This is a genomic window from Chitinasiproducens palmae, assembly GCF_900095735.1.
In the GTDB taxonomy this organism is placed as follows: domain Bacteria; phylum Pseudomonadota; class Gammaproteobacteria; order Burkholderiales; family Burkholderiaceae; genus Chitinasiproducens; species Chitinasiproducens palmae.
In genome coordinates, this window is record NZ_FNLO01000001.1 from 34,240 (window position 1) to 52,978 (window position 18,739).

At 70.9% G+C, this 18,739-nt stretch carries 2 protein-coding genes; both read right to left on the minus strand.

The features are described from left to right. Nucleotides 1–11: 11 nt before the first annotated feature. The gene (locus tag BLU54_RS23935) at nucleotides 12–4,082 is read right to left on the minus strand and encodes a penicillin acylase family protein (RefSeq protein WP_211435270.1); all 4,071 of its coding nucleotides are present in this window, start codon (nucleotides 4,080–4,082) and stop codon (nucleotides 12–14) included. Next, the gene (locus BLU54_RS00170) at nucleotides 4,079–18,703 is read right to left on the minus strand and encodes a non-ribosomal peptide synthetase (RefSeq protein ID WP_091903389.1); all 14,625 of its coding nucleotides are present in this window, start codon (nucleotides 18,701–18,703) and stop codon (nucleotides 4,079–4,081) included. Before BLU54_RS00170 ends, BLU54_RS23935 begins: the two co-directional genes overlap by 4 nt. Between the last annotated feature and the right edge of the window lie 36 nt (nucleotides 18,704–18,739).

The following is an 18,739-nucleotide window of genomic DNA, read 5'->3' on the forward strand; positions in this document are numbered from 1 at the left end:
CGGACAGCTTCTCATGGTTCGGCCGCGTGCGGCGCCTTCGTGGCCACAGCGTTGGACGCCCGACCGGACGCAACGCCGGACGCAACGCCGGACGCCCCCTCGAACGCACCCGTGGACGCACCCCCGGGCGCCTTGTCCGGCGCGATGGCGCGCGCCGCCCAGAGCGCCCGCCAACGGCTGCGCGAACCCGCTTCCGCTCCCGCCGCGGGCGCGAGCACCGCCGCCGGTACGCCCACCGCATCGAGAAGCGTCACCGCGCCCGCGCGGTCCACGCAGGCGGCTTCGAGCCCGGATGGGCGCACGTGCAGACGATAACCTGCCATGCGTACGCTGAGCCAGCCGCCGCCAATGTCGTCCAAGCCGACCACGCGGCCGCGATGCGTCATCTCGGCACCTGGGTTGAAGACGTCGATTCGCACCGGCATGCGATTGGTCTTGACCAGCGCCAGCGCGGCCGCCAAACCCAGACGGGCCGCGCCGTTGCTCAACCGTTGCGAGGCGTCGCCCGCACAGCGGGCAACGCCGGCCGCGCCCCGACGCACCGCACCGGTCGACGCCTCCGTCGCCTCCACCGCTTCCACCGCTTCCGTCGCGCCGGTCGCCTCCGTCTGCGCGTCGGCACCGTCGACCGCGTCAGCCGAGCTCGTTTCGCCGCGCGCCGGCGCACTACCCTGACTGCTCTGGTGGCGCGCAACCCACGCGTCGAACGCACGCTGCGCGCTCGGGTCGCGTTCTCCGCCGAGCGGATGCAGCTTCAGGACGTTGCCGCCCGCGCTGTCGAAAAACTGCACTTCGCGATAGGCCTCGCGCCGAGCATTGCCGGTGCTGGTGCCGGTGCCGCTCCGCTCGGCGCTACCGTCGTCGCTCGGGTAGTAGCGGGTCACCGCGAATGCATCGTGCCAGTTCGCGGCATCGCCGCGTCGGCGCAGTCCGGCCGCCGCGAACGTGCCGCCCTTCGGCACATCGCGCTCGGCGATCGCCTGTTCGTTGCGAACCATCACGTCAAGCGGGCCGCGGGCCGCGAGGTCGGCGAACCACGCCTCGGGCGACCGTGACGACACGTCGAGACGGCTCACGCGACTGTCCGCGCCGGTTTCGCCCGCGACCAGCCTTGCCTCCGGCATGCCCAGCAGCGCGCTGGCTTCGCGCGCGGGCCAGGACGGCATCCGCCGACGCCAGTCCGCACTGGGCGCGGCGCGTCCCGGTGCCTCGAAGGTGGGCGACGACTGCGCCGGAGACGCGCTGTCCAGTACATGCTCCTGCGGCGCGGCTCCGTCTGCCGACGCGCGGCCCGCCTTCGCGATGGGCCGCGACGCCCACTGCTGTCTGGCATAGCGCAGCATGCCATCGACGTAGTGCGGCGAAGCGGGGTCGTCCGACTGCGCGCCGGCCATCAGGGTCATTGCCTGCATCGGCGTTTCGTCGCCAGGCGAAGTCGGGAACGACACCACTTGCAGATACGTATTGGCAATCGCCTGCGCATCGATGCGCTGTCCGCCCTGCTCGATCGGCTGGTCGGCGCAACCGGACGTGAAATAGCCGCCGTCGTCGCAGCCCCCGAACCATGGGATACGCACGCCGTGGCGCACAGCATACAGTGCAGCACCGCGCTCGGCCTGCGGCGTGAAGCCGCCTTCGCGCAGACGCACGACGGCAATGCCAAGCATGCGCGCCAGCGTTTCCCGGTCGACGGAGAGCATTGCCGGCGTGGCCAGCGGGCGCGCGGGATCGAACGGCTGCGCATAGCGTTGCGACTCCGGCACGGTCATGATCCGCGCCCACCACGCATCCCACAACACCGCGCCGCGCGCGTCACGTCCACCGGTATCGTCCCAGCGCGCCAGTACCTCGCATGCCTCGCGCAGGTCGACACTGCTGACCGACAGCGGCGCGCCGCCGAGCGGGTCGCGATCGACCACGGTGGGCAGTGGACCGCCAGGGATGTCGGCGCTGAGCGCATGCGGCGCCTGCGTGACGCACACCGCATCGAGCGCGGCGCGCTTGAACAGCAGCGCCGACATCGAGCGCGCGTCGAGCGCGACATGCGCAACGCTCGGCACGGATGCGCCCGCGGGACCCGCGCGATCGCTGCCGGCGATGCGTTCCGCCGCGATCCTGAACCCAAGCCGCGGCCGCAAGCCGAGTTCGCCGCGCTCGCCACCGAGTACCGCGGCAAAGCCCGTCAGCGGCTGCGCGGGGTTCACCAGCCAGTGGGTATTGTTCATGTTCGCGACGAAGTCCTGCCGGAACAGTTGCGGCTGTGCGCTAGCCGGCATCGCACCTGGCTGCACCGCCTCGGCGCTGGTCGGCCACGCGCAATCGGCGCGCGTGCCATCCAGGAACGGCACGCCCGGCACCTGCGCGGCGAACGCACGGCCCAGCGGCGTCGTGCAACGCGCCGCCAGTGCGTCGCTGACATTGGGCACGGCACCGACGTCGCCAAACCAGACGCGCGGATCGCCCCGACCGATCGCGACCGTGTTGACCCAGGGCATCGCCGCCATGCGGCGCTGGATCGCGACAAAGGCGTCGAGCGAGCCCGCCTGTCCCCATGCCAGGAAATTCTCGAAGATCCGATAGTTGTCGGCGTTGATGTCGCGCAGCACGAATGCCTGGCCCGCCTGCCAGCGCAGCGCCGGCGACAGCGCGCCGAGATCGAGTACCGGGCCCTGCACCGTGCGGTACAACGTACGCGTCACTGCTTGCAGCGTGCCGTCGGGCTGGCGCACCTGTACCGTCAACGGCACCGCCTGCATCGCCACCCGGCGACCGTCCTCTAGATAGGTGGTCGGCGAATCGCTGGCCAACGCGAGTTGGAACACGCCGAAGCGACGTGCCGCCGACACCGTATGCGTCCAGGCGATGTCCTGGTTGTAGCCGATCATCACCACCGGTACGCCGAGGAAGCCGACACCCGCCACATCGAGTTCGCCTGGGACGGTCAGCCGCATCTGATAGAAGCGGTCCGGTCCTTCGAGGAACCAGTGCGGATTGCCCAGCAACACGGCTCGTCCGCCCTGGCTGGCCGCGGCGCCGAACGCCAACGCGTTGCTGCCGATGCCGTGTCCGCCGCCGACTTCGAATTCCCCGTCACGCACTGCCAGCCTGCCGAGGCCGGCGCGCTCAGTGTTGGCTTGGCCGGCTTGGCCGGCTTGGTCAACTTGGTCGGCTTCGCCGAAGCGGGCGGCGCCGTAAGCGGTGGCCGCAACGCCCAGGGCGTCCGGCGTCGCCTGCGCGCCTGCCTTCGGATCTCCGTCGAGCACGCCGCCAGTCTTCCCGTTGGGTATTGCTTCCGATGCGGCGCCGGTGCTCCCGTCCAGACGGGGCTTGGCGATTGGCATCGCGTCCGACGCGGCGTCGGCCTTTGCGCGGTCCGCGGCCGGCGGCCGGGCCTGCGCGATGCGTGCCCCGAAGCGGGCGAGGCCGCCGGCAATGTTCGCCGCGAACAAGCGGCGATACACGTCGGCCGGCGTGATCTCGGCAAGCCACGGCGCCTGCCGGCATGCGAGGTGGCGTCCCGCTTCGCCGCCGGCGCGAAGCGCTTCGAGATAGCGGTTGTAGCCGGCCGCGAAGCCGTCCACCAACGCACGCACGCGCGGCGGCTGCGCGGCGCGATAGGCTGCGACACGCGCATCGTCGTCGATCAGGCGGAACAGAAAGTCAGAGTCGAGATTGTCGATCTCCCCCAGCGTCGACGCGGTGCGCTGATGTCCGTCCGGCCCGAAGTAACGCGCGCGCTCCCCTCGATACGTGACGAAGGCCTCGGCCATCGTGCACAGGTCATCCTGCGCCTGCACATACGCCGTGCCCCAGCCAAGGCTCGCCCAGTCGTCGGCAACGATGTGCGGTACACCGTCGGCGCCGCGTGAAATGGCTGCGCGCAAGCGGCGTGTCGCGGCCGTACCGGCGCGGTCGTCCGCGGTCGCCGTCGCCGTCTCTGCCTTCTGTGCCGTCTCGGCCGCCGAGGCACGCGTCGGCGGCGCGTCCGGCCGCGTTGCCCCGCATGCGGCGAGCACCAGCGCGCCGGCGCTGAGCAACAAGGCGCCCAGGCGCCGGGTCGTACTCAAACAGGTACCACTCAAGTCGACTTCTCCACTGGCACAGCCGGCGACCTGCCCGACTGCGCGCCACGATTCCGCGTCACCTCGGCGAGCCGACGACGCAGACTGTCGAAAAGCGTTGCATCGCCGACGATGCCGATGTGGTCCGCCGCGATGGGCTCGACGAACACGTCCGCCACATGATCGCTCCAGCCCCGCAGCATCGTCGCCACGTCGATGCCTTCCGGCACTTCGCCGTTGTCGACGGCCGTGCTGCGCCGCGTCGCGAGCCACAAATGCAACGGCAGCGGCAGCGCCTGGCCTGGCGCGGCTGCGGCAGCACGCGTCACGACTTCGTAGTGCTTGCCGACGCGCACCGCCGTCCGCAGCCAGCGCTCGCCCGCCTCGCCGGCCGGCAGCGCATCGACCCAGCGCGCACTGTCTGCCGCCATCAGCGCGCGCAATTCCGCCACCTCCGCATCGCTCACCTGCAGCGCTTCCGCCGACGCGGTTTCGGCGGCTCGGGACGGCGTACCCGCACGGGCGGATGCCGGCTCGCGCACCGAAGAAACCTCGCCCGGCCCCGCGCCGTCGACGCTGCCAAGGAAGGCAATGGTCTCACCCGCCGCTCGCAACACGCCCGCGATCGCATGCGCGAGCGCCGCGCCGCTCGACCAGCCAAGCAGATGATACGGGCCATGCGGCTGCGCCCGCCGCATGCCGTCCGCGTAGGCACTTGCCATCTCGTGCAGCGTCGCGGGCGTCCAGCCCGGATCGGCGTACATCGGTGACTGCACGCCCAGCACCTGGACTGCCGGTGCCAGCGCCACGGCCAGTTGCCGGTATTCGGCGACCAGGCCGTAGCCGGGGTGGATCACGAACAGCGTGTTGCCCGCGGCCTCGTCCGCGACGTCGGTATTCAGCGGGACAATCCACGCGGGCGGACCGTCCCCCGCCGGGGCAATTCGCGCGGCCAGCGACGCGATCGTCGGGCAGCTGAACAACAGCTCCAACGCGAAATGCGCCAGGCCCGCCTGCTGCGCGCGCGCCGCAACCTTCAAGGCGAGCAGCGAGTCGCCGCCGATCTCGAAGAAGTTGTCATGCCGGCCGACGCGTTGGCGGCCGAGCACGTCGCCCCAGACTTGCATCAGCAACGCCTCGGTGGCATTGGCCGGCGGCTCGTCATCGGCCGCCGCCGGTGCCAGCGGCGCCGGCAGCGCCGCGCGATCGAGCTTGCCATTCGGCATCAACGGCAGAGCGTCGAGACACAGATACGCGGCCGGCACCATGAAGCCGGGCAGACGCGTCTGCAGCGCGGTGCGGATCGTCGACAGGTCCGGCTCGCCGGTGAGGTACGCCACCAGCTGCCGCGCGTCCCCCGCGCCGCGCAATTCCACCACCGCCTCGCGCACGCCCGCGACCGCGCGCAGCGCCGCCTCGATCTCGCCGAGTTCGATGCGCAGGCCGTGCAGCTTGACCTGCTGATCCATGCGCCCGAGGAAGTCGATGGTTCCGTCAGCCCGTTGGCGGCACAGATCGCCCGAGCGGTACATGCGGGCGCCGTCGCCGCGGTGCGGATCCGGCACGAACTTCTCGGCGGTCAGCGCCGGGCGGCCGAGATAGCCGCGCGCCAGCGTTTCGCCGCCGATGCACAGCTCGCCCAACGCGCCGGGCGGCAGCGCGTTGCCATCGTCATCACAGACGTACACAGTGCGCGACGCATAGGCGCGGCCGATCGACACAATGGCCTGTTCGCAGTCCGCGTCGCCCGTGCGATGCGCCATGCAGGCTACGGTGGTTTCGGTCGGCCCGTAGAGGTTATCGAGCTGGATGTGCGACAGCGGTCCGGCCCGCCACTGCCGCAGCGCGTCGCCCGGCAACCCTTCGCCGCCAACGGTGATCTGCCTGAGCGTGGCGAGGGCGCCGGCAGGCGGCGGCTCGCGCAACCATTGCTGCCAGTACGCGGTGGGAATGCGCGCAAACGTGACGCGCTCCGCCGCAAGCTGCCGGCTGGTCGTCGCCAGGTCCCAGGGCCGCGCACCGCGCATCTCGATGCTGCCGCCCTGCATCAGCGCCGGCAGCATCTCGTGCAGTGCCACGTCGAAGTTGATCGTCGACGACTGCAACTGCCGGTCCGCCTCGGTGATGCGATAGTTCGCGATGAAGTCGTCGAGATGCAACGCCAGGCTCCGATGGTCGATCGCGACCCCCTTTGGCCGGCCGGTGGAACCCGAGGTGTAGATGACGTACGCGAGTTGTTCGGCCAACGGCGTGTCAAGGCGGTCGGTGCCGTCTGCCCCAAGCGGAAGATCAACAGCGGACGCGTTGCCCCCCGCCGCGGCGCGCGCCACGTGGACATCGATCACGCTGCATGCGTCGAACAGGTCTTCCAGTCGCGCGCGCGTGCCAGCGTCGCTGATGATGCGGGTGACGCCCGCGTCTTCGATCATCAACGCCAGCCGCTCGGGCGGGTAATCGGGATCGAGCGGCACGAACGCGCCACCGGCACGCCACACGCCCAGCAGCGCGGCCGGCAGCGCCACCGAACGCGCCAGGCACAGCCCGACGGTCTCCCCCGGACGCAGCCCGTCGCGTCGCAACGCGCTGGCCACCGCCTGCGTCCAACGTTCGAGTTCGCCGTGGCTCAGTCGCTCGCCTTCGCAATGCACCGCTGGCGCGCGCGGCCGCGCGCGCGCCACCGCCGCGATGCGCGCCGCCGGCGGCTCGAAGCCATGGCGGGCGCGGCCAGCGGCACTCGCCGGGTAGCCGGGCGGCGGCGCGATCAAGGCCAGCGTCGACAGCGCCGGCAGCCCACCGCGGCCGGCTTCGACCCTGCCCAGGCGGCCCAGCAAGGTGACGTACGCGTCGAGCATGCGAGCGACCGCGTCGCGCTCGAAGATATCGCACGCATAGCTCAGCGACAGACCGAACGCGTCGTCCTCGAACGCATTGAGGACCAGATCGAAACGCGCGGTCGGCGCGCCGGCGCCGAGCAGCGCGAAGCGCATACCCGGCAGCCGTGTCGGCGCGGCGGGCCGCGTGCCGTAGTTGAACATCACCTGGAACAGCGGTGTCTCGCCCAGGCTGCGACGCGGCTGCAAGGCCTCGACGAGATCCGCGAATGGCAGATCCTGGTTGGCCTGCGCCTCGATCATGCGTTCGCGCGTCTGCGCGAGCAGGTCGCCGAAGCTGGCGAGCCCCGAGAGTTCGGCGCGCAGCACCAGCGTGTTGACGAAGAAGCCCACCATGTCTTCGGTCTGCGGATGCACGCGCCCGGCCACCGGGATGCCGACACGCACGTCCTTCTGCGCGCAATAACGCGACAACAACAACTGCCAGGCCGCAAGCAGTGTCATGAACGGCGTGACGCCAGCCTGGCGTGACAACTGGCGCAGCCCGGCGCTCGTCGCGGCGCTCAGTTCGACACTGACTCTCCCGCCCGCATCGCCTCGCAGCCCGACGCGCTTGCGCGCCACCGGCAAGTCCAGCACCGGATGTGCGTCGCCGAGCCGCGCACGCCAATACGCGAGCTGCGCGGCCTGACGCTGCGGCGGCAGCCACTGCCGCTGCCAGAAGGCGAAGTCGCCGAAACCCGCTGCGCGCTCGCCGACGGCAAGCGCTGCGGTCGTCTGCGTCGTCTGCGTCGTCTGCGTCGTCTGCGTCGTCTGCGTCGTCTGCGTCGTCTGCGTCGCCGACGCGATCGCGTCCGTGCCGCGAGCCGCGTGCCGTTCGGTGCGCCGCCGCGCCTCGCGCAACGCGTCGCCGCCTGCTGCGACCTGTTGTACACGGACCGCGTAGGCAGCGGCGAAATCGCGCATCAAGACCTGCAACGACCACTCGTCCGCCACGATGTGATGGGTGCTGGCGTGCAAGACATGGCGGCGTGCGCCAGTGCGCAGCAGCGTGACGCGAAATACCGGTCCGCTTACCAGATCGATCGGTTGCGCGGCCAGCGCCGCGAGCCTTGCAGCGACGGCAGCGTCCACGTCGGACGACGCGCTCAGGTCTTCATAGGCCCAGCCGTGCGGCGCCACGTCGTCATAGACCTGCCACGGTGTCTCGCCATCCTGCACGAAGCGGCAGCGCAATGCCTCGTGCCGCGTCACCACGTCGGCAACCGCAAGCGCCACGGCTGCCGGCTCCAGCGGCGTTGCGTCCGGGTCGGAGTCGAGCCGGAAAGCCAGTGTCAGCCGATAGATCGCGCTGTCCGGATCGAGTCGCCAGAGGAACCAGAGTCGGGTCTGCGCGGCGGTGAGCGGCGCCCGGCTGCGCGCCGGCCGCAGCGGCAGCGGGGCAAGGGGTGCCAACGGCGCGACGGCGTCGCTGGCGCGCGCAGCGGAGTCATCGGCGTCGCGCAGGTGCGTGGCGAGCGCGGCAAGATCCGGCGCGGCGAAGCAATCGCGTAGCGACAGCACGCGCCCGTGACGCCGCGCGAGTTCGGTGACGAGGCGCATGGCCTGCAGCGAATGACCGCCGAGCGCGAAGAAGTTGTCCCGCCGGCCGACGTCGTTCACCTCAAGAAGCTCGCGCCACAGCGCAGCGAGCAGGCGCTCCTCCCGCGACGCGGGTGCCTCGAAATCGCGCCGCAGCGAATCCGGCGCCGGCAACGCGTTGCGATCGATCTTTCCGTTCGGTGTCAGCGGCAACGCCGCGAGCACCACCACGGCGCCCGGCACCATGTAGTCCGGCAGGTGTTCGGCCAGCACTGCGCGCGCGGCCGCCGCGTCCACTTGCTGCCCCGGCGCCGCACTCACGTAGCCGACCAGCAGCGCGCCGCCGTCGCGCGCGACGACCGCGGCCGCGCCGATCGCCGGCTGCGCCAGCAGGCAGGCCTCGATCTCGCCGAGTTCGATGCGATGCCCGCGTACCTTCACCTGCTGGTCGACACGTCCGAGGTAATGCAGGCTGCCGTCATGATGCCAGCGCACCAGATCGCCGGTGCGGTAGAGCCGTGCGCCGTGCGCGGAGAACGGGTCCGGAACGAAGCGCGCCGCGCTGAGCGCCGGCGCGTTGAGGTAGCCCCGCGCCAGGCCCGCGCCCCCGAGATAAAGCTCGCCGGCAACGCCGGGCGCGACCGGCAGCAAATTGCCGTCGAGCACGCGCGCTTCGGTTGCCGCGATCGGGCGACCCAGCACAGGCTCGCCCGCGACTCGGTCGAGCAGCGACCAGATGGTGGTTTCGGTCGGACCGTACAGATTCCACAATTCGAGACCGGCTGCGCGCAAGGCGTCGGCAAGATCGCTCGGCAGCGCCTCGCCGCCGCAGAGCGCCCGCAGCGGCGGCAGCGCTTCGCCGGCGGCGAGCAGCATGCGCCACGTCGTCGGCGTTGCCTGCAGGACCGTCGCGCGTTCGTCGTGCGCCAGACGCGCGAGTGCGAAGCCATCGCGCGCGGTCTCGCGTCCGGCCAGCACCACCGTGGCGCCGACCACGAGCGGCAGGAACAGCTCCAGCGCCGCGATGTCGAAGGACAGCGACGTGACGGCCAACCAGCGGTCGCGCGACGCAAGGCCGGGACGTGCCGCCAGACTGCCGAGAAAGTTGGCCAACGCGCCGTGCGGAATCATCACCCCCTTTGGCTGCCCGGTGGAGCCCGAGGTGTAGATCACATAAGCGAGTTGTCCGGCGCGCGGCGCGGCAGCCGGCGCGTCGTGCGGCCACGCCGCGTCATCGAAACTGTCGACTTCGATGCAATGCACGCCGTTCGTGACGGGCAAGCTGGCACGGCTATGCGCGGTCGTGAGCAACCACGGCGCGCCGCTGTGCGCGAGCATGTGAGCGAGTCGTGCCGCCGGATAGGCCGGATCGAGCGGCACGTAGGCGCCGCCGGCCTTGAGCACCGCGAGCAATGCAACCAGCATGTCGGGCGAACGTTCGATCGCCACCGCGACGGGCGTTTCGGCCGTCACGCCACCGGCGATCAGTGCCTGCGCCAACGCATTGGCGCGCCGATTCAATGCCGTGTAGGTGAGCACACGCCCATCACAACGCACCGCTTCCGCATCGGGCGTGCGAGCGGCCTGTGTCTCGATGCGCCGATGCACCGCTCCCGTCCACGCTTCGCCGCGATCGAACGCGGTGTCGACGAGCGCGTCGTCCGCCGCCGGGCCGCCCTCGCCCCAGCGGCGCAGCTGAGCGTCGGTCGCGGCGTCCAGTAGCGCGATGTCGTCGACTGCCTGCATCGGCGCAGCGGTGAACGCGGCGATCATCGTCGAGTACTGCCGGGCCAGCGCGGCGATCGTCGTCGCGTCGAACAGCTCGCGCGCGTAGCTGAAGCTGCCTTCGATCGCGCCCGCCGAGGTCTCGCTGACATTGAGCGTCAGCTCGAACTGAACCCCGTCGCCGCCCGTATCGAAATGGCTGGTGGCGAGACCCGGCAGGGTCTGCAGCACCCGGTAATCCTCGCGCTGGTGGTTGAACAGGACCTGGAACAGCGGCGTATGGCTGACGCTGCGCACCGGCTGCAGATCTTCGACCAGCACGTCGAACGGCAGGGCCTGGTGCGCAAGCGCGCCCTGCGCGTACGCGCCGACCTGGGCAAGGCACGCCGCCACCGACTGGCGCGGCGCGAAGCGGGCCCGCATCACCAGCGTGTTCACGAACACGCCGATCAGCCGGGCCGTGCCCGGATTATCGCGTCCGGCAACCGGCACGCCGACGCGAATATCGTCCTGGCCGCACCAGCGATGCAACAGCGCCTGGAAGGCGGCGAGCAGCACCACATATGGCGTGACGCGTTGACGGCGGGCGAGATTGCGCACGGCCGTGGCCTGCGCCGAGCTCAACGCAAAACGTTGCCGGGCAGCATGGTAGGCGAGGCTCGCGCCACGCGGACGGTCGGTTGGCAATGCGAGCAGCGGTTGCGCATCGCCAAGCGCGGTGCGCCACCAGCGCAGCAGTTGCTCGCGTTGCGCGGTGTCGAAGCTCGCCCGTTGCCACGCCGCATAGTCGCCGTACTGGATCGACAGGGCTGGCAGCGACGCGACGCGTCCTTCGCGTCTCGCGCGGTACTCCGCGACGAACTCCTCCAACAGGAGGCCGACCGACCAGCCGTCGGCAACGATGTGGTGCATCGCCACGAGCAGTACATGCGTGTCGTTCGCCGACTCGTCACCCTCCGCGCGCGCGCCGCCCCTGGCACGTCCACCTCGCGCGGCCGACGCCGGCGCCACCGGGTGGGCCGGGTGGGCCGGGTGGGCCGGGTAGGCCGGGTGGGCCGGGTAGGCCGCGTCGGACAGACGCCAGAGTCCGACCCGCAACACTGGGCCGGCGACGAGGTCGAACGGCGCATCGGCGAAGCGTTCGGCCAGCGCGGGGGCGTCGGCGGCGGCAACCGTCCGCTCTGTCCAGTCGTAGCGCGCTTCGGCGTGCACCGCCTGCCGCGCCGGACCTGCGCCGGCATCCTCGCCGGCCGGCGTCTCGACGAAGCGCGTGCGCAAGACCTCGTGGCGCGCGACGATCGCGTCGAACGCATGCCGCACCGCATCGCGATCGAGGCATCCCCGCAGCCGCAGGCCACCCGCAACATGGTAGGCACCGCCAGCCGGGTCGAAATGCCAGAGGAACCAGAGCCGCTGTTGGGCATGCGACAGCGGCAACGCACTGCGTGGCAACGCAGTGCGCACGATCGCTTCGGCCGGCAACGCCGTCTGCGTCGCTTCGGCGAGGCTGGCGAGGGTCGGATGCGCGAATACGTCCCGCGCCTGCAACGCCACGCCGTGCGAGGCGGCAAGCGCCACCAGACGCAGCACGGCGATCGAGTCGCCGCCCAGCGCGAAGAAATCATCGTCGCGTCCGACCTCGGCCACGCCGAGTATGTCGCACCAGAGCGCGGCAAGCCGTGTCTCGCGTTCGTTCGAGGGCGGCACGTGCTCGGCCTGCTCGAACACGGGCCCCGGCAGCGCCTGACGATCCAGCTTGCCGCCCGGCGTCAATGGCAGGCGATCGAGCACGACGATGGCCGCGGGCACCAGGTGGGCGGGCAAGCCGCCGGCGAGGGCTTTGCGCAGCGCCGCAGTATCGATTGTCGGCGCCGATGCGAGCATCGACGGCGGCGCGCTGCCGTTCCGATCGACATCCGGATCGCCTTGTCCATCGTTTGACCGATCGCTGCCGACTCGGCGTGCCGTCACATACGCGACCAATCGGCTGCCCGCCGGCCCGTCCACTGCCGTCACGACGGCCTCGCCGATCTCGGCCTGTCCGAGCAACGCAGTCTCGACCTCGCCCGGCTCGACGCGGAAACCGCGAATCTTGAGCTGGAAGTCGGCACGGCCAACATAGGCGAGCGTGCCATCCGCCTGCCAGCGGACCCGGTCGCCCGTGCGGTATGCCCGTGCGCCCGGTGGGCCGAATGGATCGGGCACGAAGCGCTCCGCCGTCAACGCGGGGCGGCCGAGATAACCGCGCGCCAGCAGCGGTCCGCCGATCAGCAACTCGCCGACCGCACCTTGCGGTGCCAGCGTCAGGTCTGGCGAGACCACGTACAGACGGCGGCCCCCGAGCGCATTGCCTATTGCAACTTCGGCAACTTCGGCAACTTCGGCAACTTCGGCAACTTCGGCAACCTCGGCAACTTCGGCAACTTCGGCAGCGTCGGCGAGGTCCACGAGACCCACACCGGCGCCAGTGTTCGCGGCGACCGGTCTGCGCGCCGCGCTATGCGTGGCGACGGGGTCGCCGGCGGGTGCCAGCCATGCCGACGCGGTGACGGTGGCCTCGGTCGGACCATAGGTGTTCAGCAGACGAATGTCGTCGAGGCCGCGCGTCTCGCGCCAGCGGCGCAGTCCTGCCGGCGCCATCGCCTCGCCGCCCACGTGTAGCTGCCGCACGCCGGCGAGCGGCCGCACGTCGCCGCTTTCGTCGGCTCGACCGTCCGCTCGGTAGTCTGCCCGATGGTCCGTTTGATGGCCCGTTTGATGGTCCGCATCGGCCAGTGCCTGCACGAGGACGTGCCAATAGGCGGTCGGCAGGTCGACCACGGTCACCGCATGTCGCCGCACCCGCTCCTGGAATTCCTGCGGACTCCACAGATCGGCGCCGCGCAGCACCACGGTGGCGCCGACGCACAGCGCCGGGAACAGCTGTTCGACGAAGCCGTCGAAGTTCATCGTCGAGAACTGCAGCACGCGATCGGACGGCGCAAGCCTGGTCAGCGACGCCCACACGCGTGCATGCGCGGCGAACGCACCGTGCGTGATACCGACGCCTTTCGGCCGGCCGGTCGAACCCGAGGTGTAGATCACGTACGCCAGATGATCGGCGCGCAGCGACGCGCTACCGCGTCGTGCCAGCGTGTCGTCGCTTGCGTGTGCGCAACGCGCGTCGTCGCTGGCCCGCTCCGGCGCCCGACTCGCGGCGTCGTGCAGCGCGCCGCCGGCGCGATCCGTGCCCGGGCGCACCATGCGTGCTGCCGCTGCGGCGACGGCCGGATCGAACGGCGGCACCGCGATGTAGCGGACACCGGCCGGCGGTGTCGACCGCGCGACGGTTGGCTCGACCAATGCGAGCGGCGCGCCGCTGTCAGCCAGCATGTACGCGCGCCGCTCGGCCGGATAGTCCGGATCGAGCGGCAGGTACGCGCCGCCTGCCTTCAACACAGCAAGAATCGCCACCACCATCTCGAGCGAGCGCGGCAGCGCGACACCGACGCGAACGTCAGGGCCGACGCCGGCTGCGAGCAACTCGGCGGCGAGTTGCTCGGCCAGTAGGTCGAGCGTCGCGTAGTCAAGCATCACGTCGTCGAGCACCACGGCAGGCTGCGTCGGCAGCGCCGCGGCAATGGCCGACAACGCGCGCGGTACCAGCGCATCGTCTTCGGCGGGCAGCGGCTGACTGCCGTGCGCGAGCAATGCCATGCGCGCGGCCTCGGCTGGCATCGGCACGTCGCCGACGCGCGTCAACGGCGCAGCGGCCACCGCCGCCAGCAGCGTCTCGAAGTCGGCGACCATCCGCGCCACCGTCGCAGCGTCGAACAACTCCTGGGCGTAATCGAAACTGCCGCGGATCCCGCCCGCCGCACTTTCGTGCACCGTGAGCGTCAGTTCGAATTGTGCGGCCCGCTCGCGTGGCAGAAAGCGCTCGGCGGTCAGACCGGGCAGCGTGCGCAGCGGGCTCGCATCGTCACGCTGGTGGTTGAACAGGACCTGGAACAGCGGCGCGTGCGTCAAGCTGCGCGCTGGCGCGAGCGCATCGACCAACGCCTCGAAAGGCAGCGACTGATGCGCGGCGGCATCGAGCGTGACGCGACGTGCCTGTTCGAGTAGGTCGGCGAAGGTCATGCGCGGATCGACGCGGGCGCGCAGTACCCGCGTATTCATGAACAAGCCGATCAAGCCGGCCGTCTGCGGATTCTCGCGGCCCGCCACCGGGACGCCGATGCGGATGTCGTCGAGGCCGCTGTAGCGCGACAACCAGAGCTGGAAGACGGCCAGCAGCACCATGAACGGCGTTGCGCCGCGTGGCGCCGCCAACGCACGCAGCGCGGCGGCGCAGTCGGGCGACACGACGAAGCCGTGCGAGCGCTCGGTGTACGACGCCAGCGGCAGACGCGGCCGGTCGGTCGGCAGCAGCAACAGCGGCCCAGCGTCGCCAAGCGTGTCGCGCCACCATGCCAACTGGCGGGCATGCTCGCCCTCGTCCAGCTGGCGCTGCTGCCAGGCCGCCGCGTCGGCGTACTGCACCGGCAGCGGCGCCAATGTGTCGGCCTCGCCGACAAGTGCGGCGCGATAGCCGGCGGCGAAGCCCTGCATCAGCACGTCGAGTGACCAGCCGTCTGCGACGATGTGGTGCAACGCGACCGCCAGAATGCAGGCGGGCGTGGCCGCATCGCTCAGATGCAGCACCCCGACCCGCAGCAACGGGCCGGCGCGCAGATCGAACGGTGCGTCGAGCCAGTCCTGTACGACGGCGGAGGCGTCCGCTTCGCCGCCGCGCAGCTCGCGCCAGTCGATCGACAGCGCGGCGTGGATGCACTGGCTCAAGGCACCGTCCGCATCCATCTCGAAAGTAGTGCGCAGGACTTCGTGCCGCGCCACCATGCGGTCGAAAGCGCTGCGCAGCGCCGCGGGGTTGGCCGCGCCCACCAGGCGCACGGCGCCGGTGATGTGATATGCCGCGCTGTCAGGCTGCAACGACCACAGGAACCATTGCCGACGCTGCGCTGGCGACGCAGGCAGCCGGGCGGGCGAACCGCTGCGCGGCAGCAGCGGGATCGACACGCTGCCGGCCGCACCGGCCGTCGCTTGCACCTCGACGGCGCGCGCCAGCTCGCGCAGCACCGGCGTGTCGAACCATTGTCGTGGCGTGGTTGCCAGGCCCGCCTTCGCAGCACGCGCAACGGCGCGCAGCGTCAGGATCGAGTCGCCGCCCAGCGCGAAGAAGTTGTCGTCGCGGCCCACCGCGGCAAGCTGCAACACCGAGCGCCACACTTCGGCGAGTGCGGTTTCGGTCGCACCGACCGGCGGTGCATGGGCGGTGCCGGCATCGGCGATCGCGGGCAAGGCCTTGCGATCGATCTTGCCGTTCGGCGTGAGCGGCAGCGCCGGTAGCACCGCAATGCGCGCCGGCACCATGAAATCCGGCAGGCGCTGTGCGAGCGCCGCGCGCAGGCCGTCCGGATCGAGCGCCCGGCCCGCGCGGGCACTCACGTAACCAAGCAGACGCAGACCTGCCGGCCCCTCGCTCGCGCTGACGGCCGCCTCGCGCACGCCCGCGCACTCGAGCAGCGCCGCCTCGATCTCGCCGAGTTCGATCCGGTGCCCACGGATCTTCACTTGCTGGTCGATGCGGCCCAGGTATTCGAGGGCACCATCCGCGTGACGGCGCACCAGATCGCCGGTGCGATAGAGCCGTGCGCCGTCGCGCCCGGACGGATGCGGCACGAAGCGGGTCGCGGTCAGATCGGGGCGCCGCCAATAGCCGCGCGCCAGGCCGAGGCCGCCGAGATAGAGTTCACCGGGCACGCCGTCCGGCGTCTCGCGCAGGCTGGCATCGAGCACCAGCGCCTCGGTGGCCCGCACGGGCGTGCCGAGCATCGGCGCGCCTTCGCCGACCAGGCCAAGCAGCGACCAGATCGTCGTCTCGGTCGGTCCATACATATTCCACACGGTCAGGCCGCGCGCGCGCAGCGCGCGAGCCAGGTCGGGCGGTAGCGCTTCTCCGCCGCACAGCGCTGTCAGCGTCGGAAACGCCGCTTCGCTGTCGAGCAACATGCGCCACGTCGTCGGCGTCGCCTGCATCACGGTGGCGCTCGACGTGCGCAGCAGTGCCGCAAGCGCAGCGCCGTCCCGCGCCGTGTCGCGATCTGACAGCACCAGACGCGCGCCGGTCACCAACGGCAGAAACAGTTCGAGCGCCGCAATGTCGAACGACAGCGACGTCACCGCAACCCAGCAGTCGTCCGCCCGCAAGCCCGGCCGCGCGCCCATACTCGCCAGGAAATTCGCCAGCGCGCGATGCGGCACCGCGACGCCCTTCGGACGACCGGTCGAGCCGGACGTGTAGATCACGTAGGCCGGGTGCGTCGGCGCCACTGCGCACGGCGGCGCCGCCTGCCGCGCGTCGGCGCCGGCCAATCCGTTGCTGTCGCTGTTGCTGTTGCTGTCGCTGGCGCTGTCGCTGTCGGTCGGATCGAGACAGACCACGTCGGCCGGCACCGTGAGCGCGGCCGCGATGTCGGGACGCGTCAGGATCAGGCGAACGCCGCTGTCGGCGACGATGTAGGCAAGACGCTCGGCCGGATACGCCGGATCCAGCGGCACGTACGCGCCACCCGCCTTCAGCACCGCCAGCAAGGCGACGACCATCTCGACCGAGCGTTCCAACGCCACGCCGACCGTCGTTTCCGGTCCGACGCCGGACGCGACTAGCCGCTGCGCGAGACGATCGGCACGGCGCCGCAGCGTGTCGTAGTCGACGCAACTGTCGCCGTGGACCAACGCGATTGCGTCCGGACAGCGTTGCGCGCAAGCGTCGAAACGGAGATGAACCGGTATGTCGGCCTGTGTTTCAAGCGACGCGTCGACTGGCGCACCGGCCTCGGCAATCGATACAACCGGGTTGCCGGCGGCAGCGCGCGTCGTCCGATGCGGAGTGGGCGGCGGCAGCGCCCCCAGCGGTGTGGCTGGCGCCTCCAGCACCGCTTGCAGCCATGCTTCGAAATCCGCCAGCAGCGACTCCGCCAACACACCGTCCACGCGCGCCCGATCGTATTCGAGCGACAGGCGCGGCACCTCATCCCACTCCACCACGAGGACGAGATCGAACTGTGGCGTCTCGTTTGCCAGCGTTACCGTCTCGACGCGCAGGTCGCCGACGCGCAGCCGCGCCTCGGCGTCGGCGCGGCCAAAATTGAACAGCGTCTGGAACATCGCGACGTCGCCGCCGTGACGCTCGGCGCCCGTGAGCGCCATTTCGCACGGCACGTTTGGTCTGTCGAGCGCGGCACGTCGTTCGCGATCCAGGGTTGCGACGCGTTGCGCGAAAGGCTCGGCCGGCCGCAACACGGCCCGATAGACCTGGGTGTTGACGAAACAACCGATCAGTTCGGCCGTGCCGGGCAGATGCCGCCCGTCGAGCGGCACGCCGACCAGGAAATCGCCGTCGCCGTGGTAACGCTGCAGCGTCAATTGCCACACCGCCAGCAAGGCAGGGAACGGCGTCGTGCGTTGCGTCGCGCAAAACGCGTCGAGTGCGGCGCGCAGTTGCGCCGGCACCGTGCGATGTCTGACGCCGCGCTGCGGCCCGGCTTCCCGGGCGCGCGGCGCTGGCAGTTGCAGCGGGCCGAACGGGGCGGCAAGGTAGTCGCGCCAACCGTCGACTTCGGCTTGCCAACGGCCGGCCTGCCAGCCGGCCTGCTGCCGTTGCGCGTAGTCCGCGTACTGCATGGCCAGCGGTGGCAGGCCGGCGAGCGGCGCCGCGCCGCTGCGGAGATTGGCCCAGATCGCGCCGAATTCGCCGGTCCAGATGAGATTCGACGCCGCGTCCGAAATCAGATGGTGCATCGTGACGACCAGCACATGCTCGTCGCCCGGCAGGTCGATCCAACTTGCGCGCAGCAGTGGCACCGCGTCCGCAGCGAACGGCTGCCGGGCCATGCGCTGGGCGAACACCGCAATCTGCGCGTCGAGCGACGCTTGTGGCGGGTCCGTCCGTGACTGGTCCGTCCGTGGCTCGGGCGTCGCGCCTGCCAGGTCTCCCGTCGCAGCGATCGGCATCGGCGATGGCACACCGGGCGCGCGCCAGTCGAGCCGCGCCAGGTTGAACGGTGCCCCGCTGAGCACCGTCTGCGACGGCTCGCCGTCGACCTCGTCGAAACGGGTGCGCAACACCGCATGACGCGCGATCAGCGCCCGGATCGCGCGTTCGATATCGTCCGCGGCCACCGCGCCATGCAGGCGGAACACGCGGGAAATGTGGTACGCGTCTTCCTCCGGCGCGTACCGTTGCAGAAACCAGAGCCGCCGCTGCGCGAACGACAGCGGCGCTCTGGTAATGACGCCTGTCTCGTCCGCGCCGCCCGCTCCTGCCGCCGCCCCCTCCGACGCGACGCTCGCGGCGACGTCGGCAGTGTCGCCGCCGGCCTCGCTGCGAGTGTCGATCGTGTCCGCCTGATCGCAGGCATCGAGCATCAAAAGGTCGAGGAGGTCGCGGTCGAGATCTTTCATGTAGTCGTGTCTCGGGGCACCGCCCCGCCGCCACTG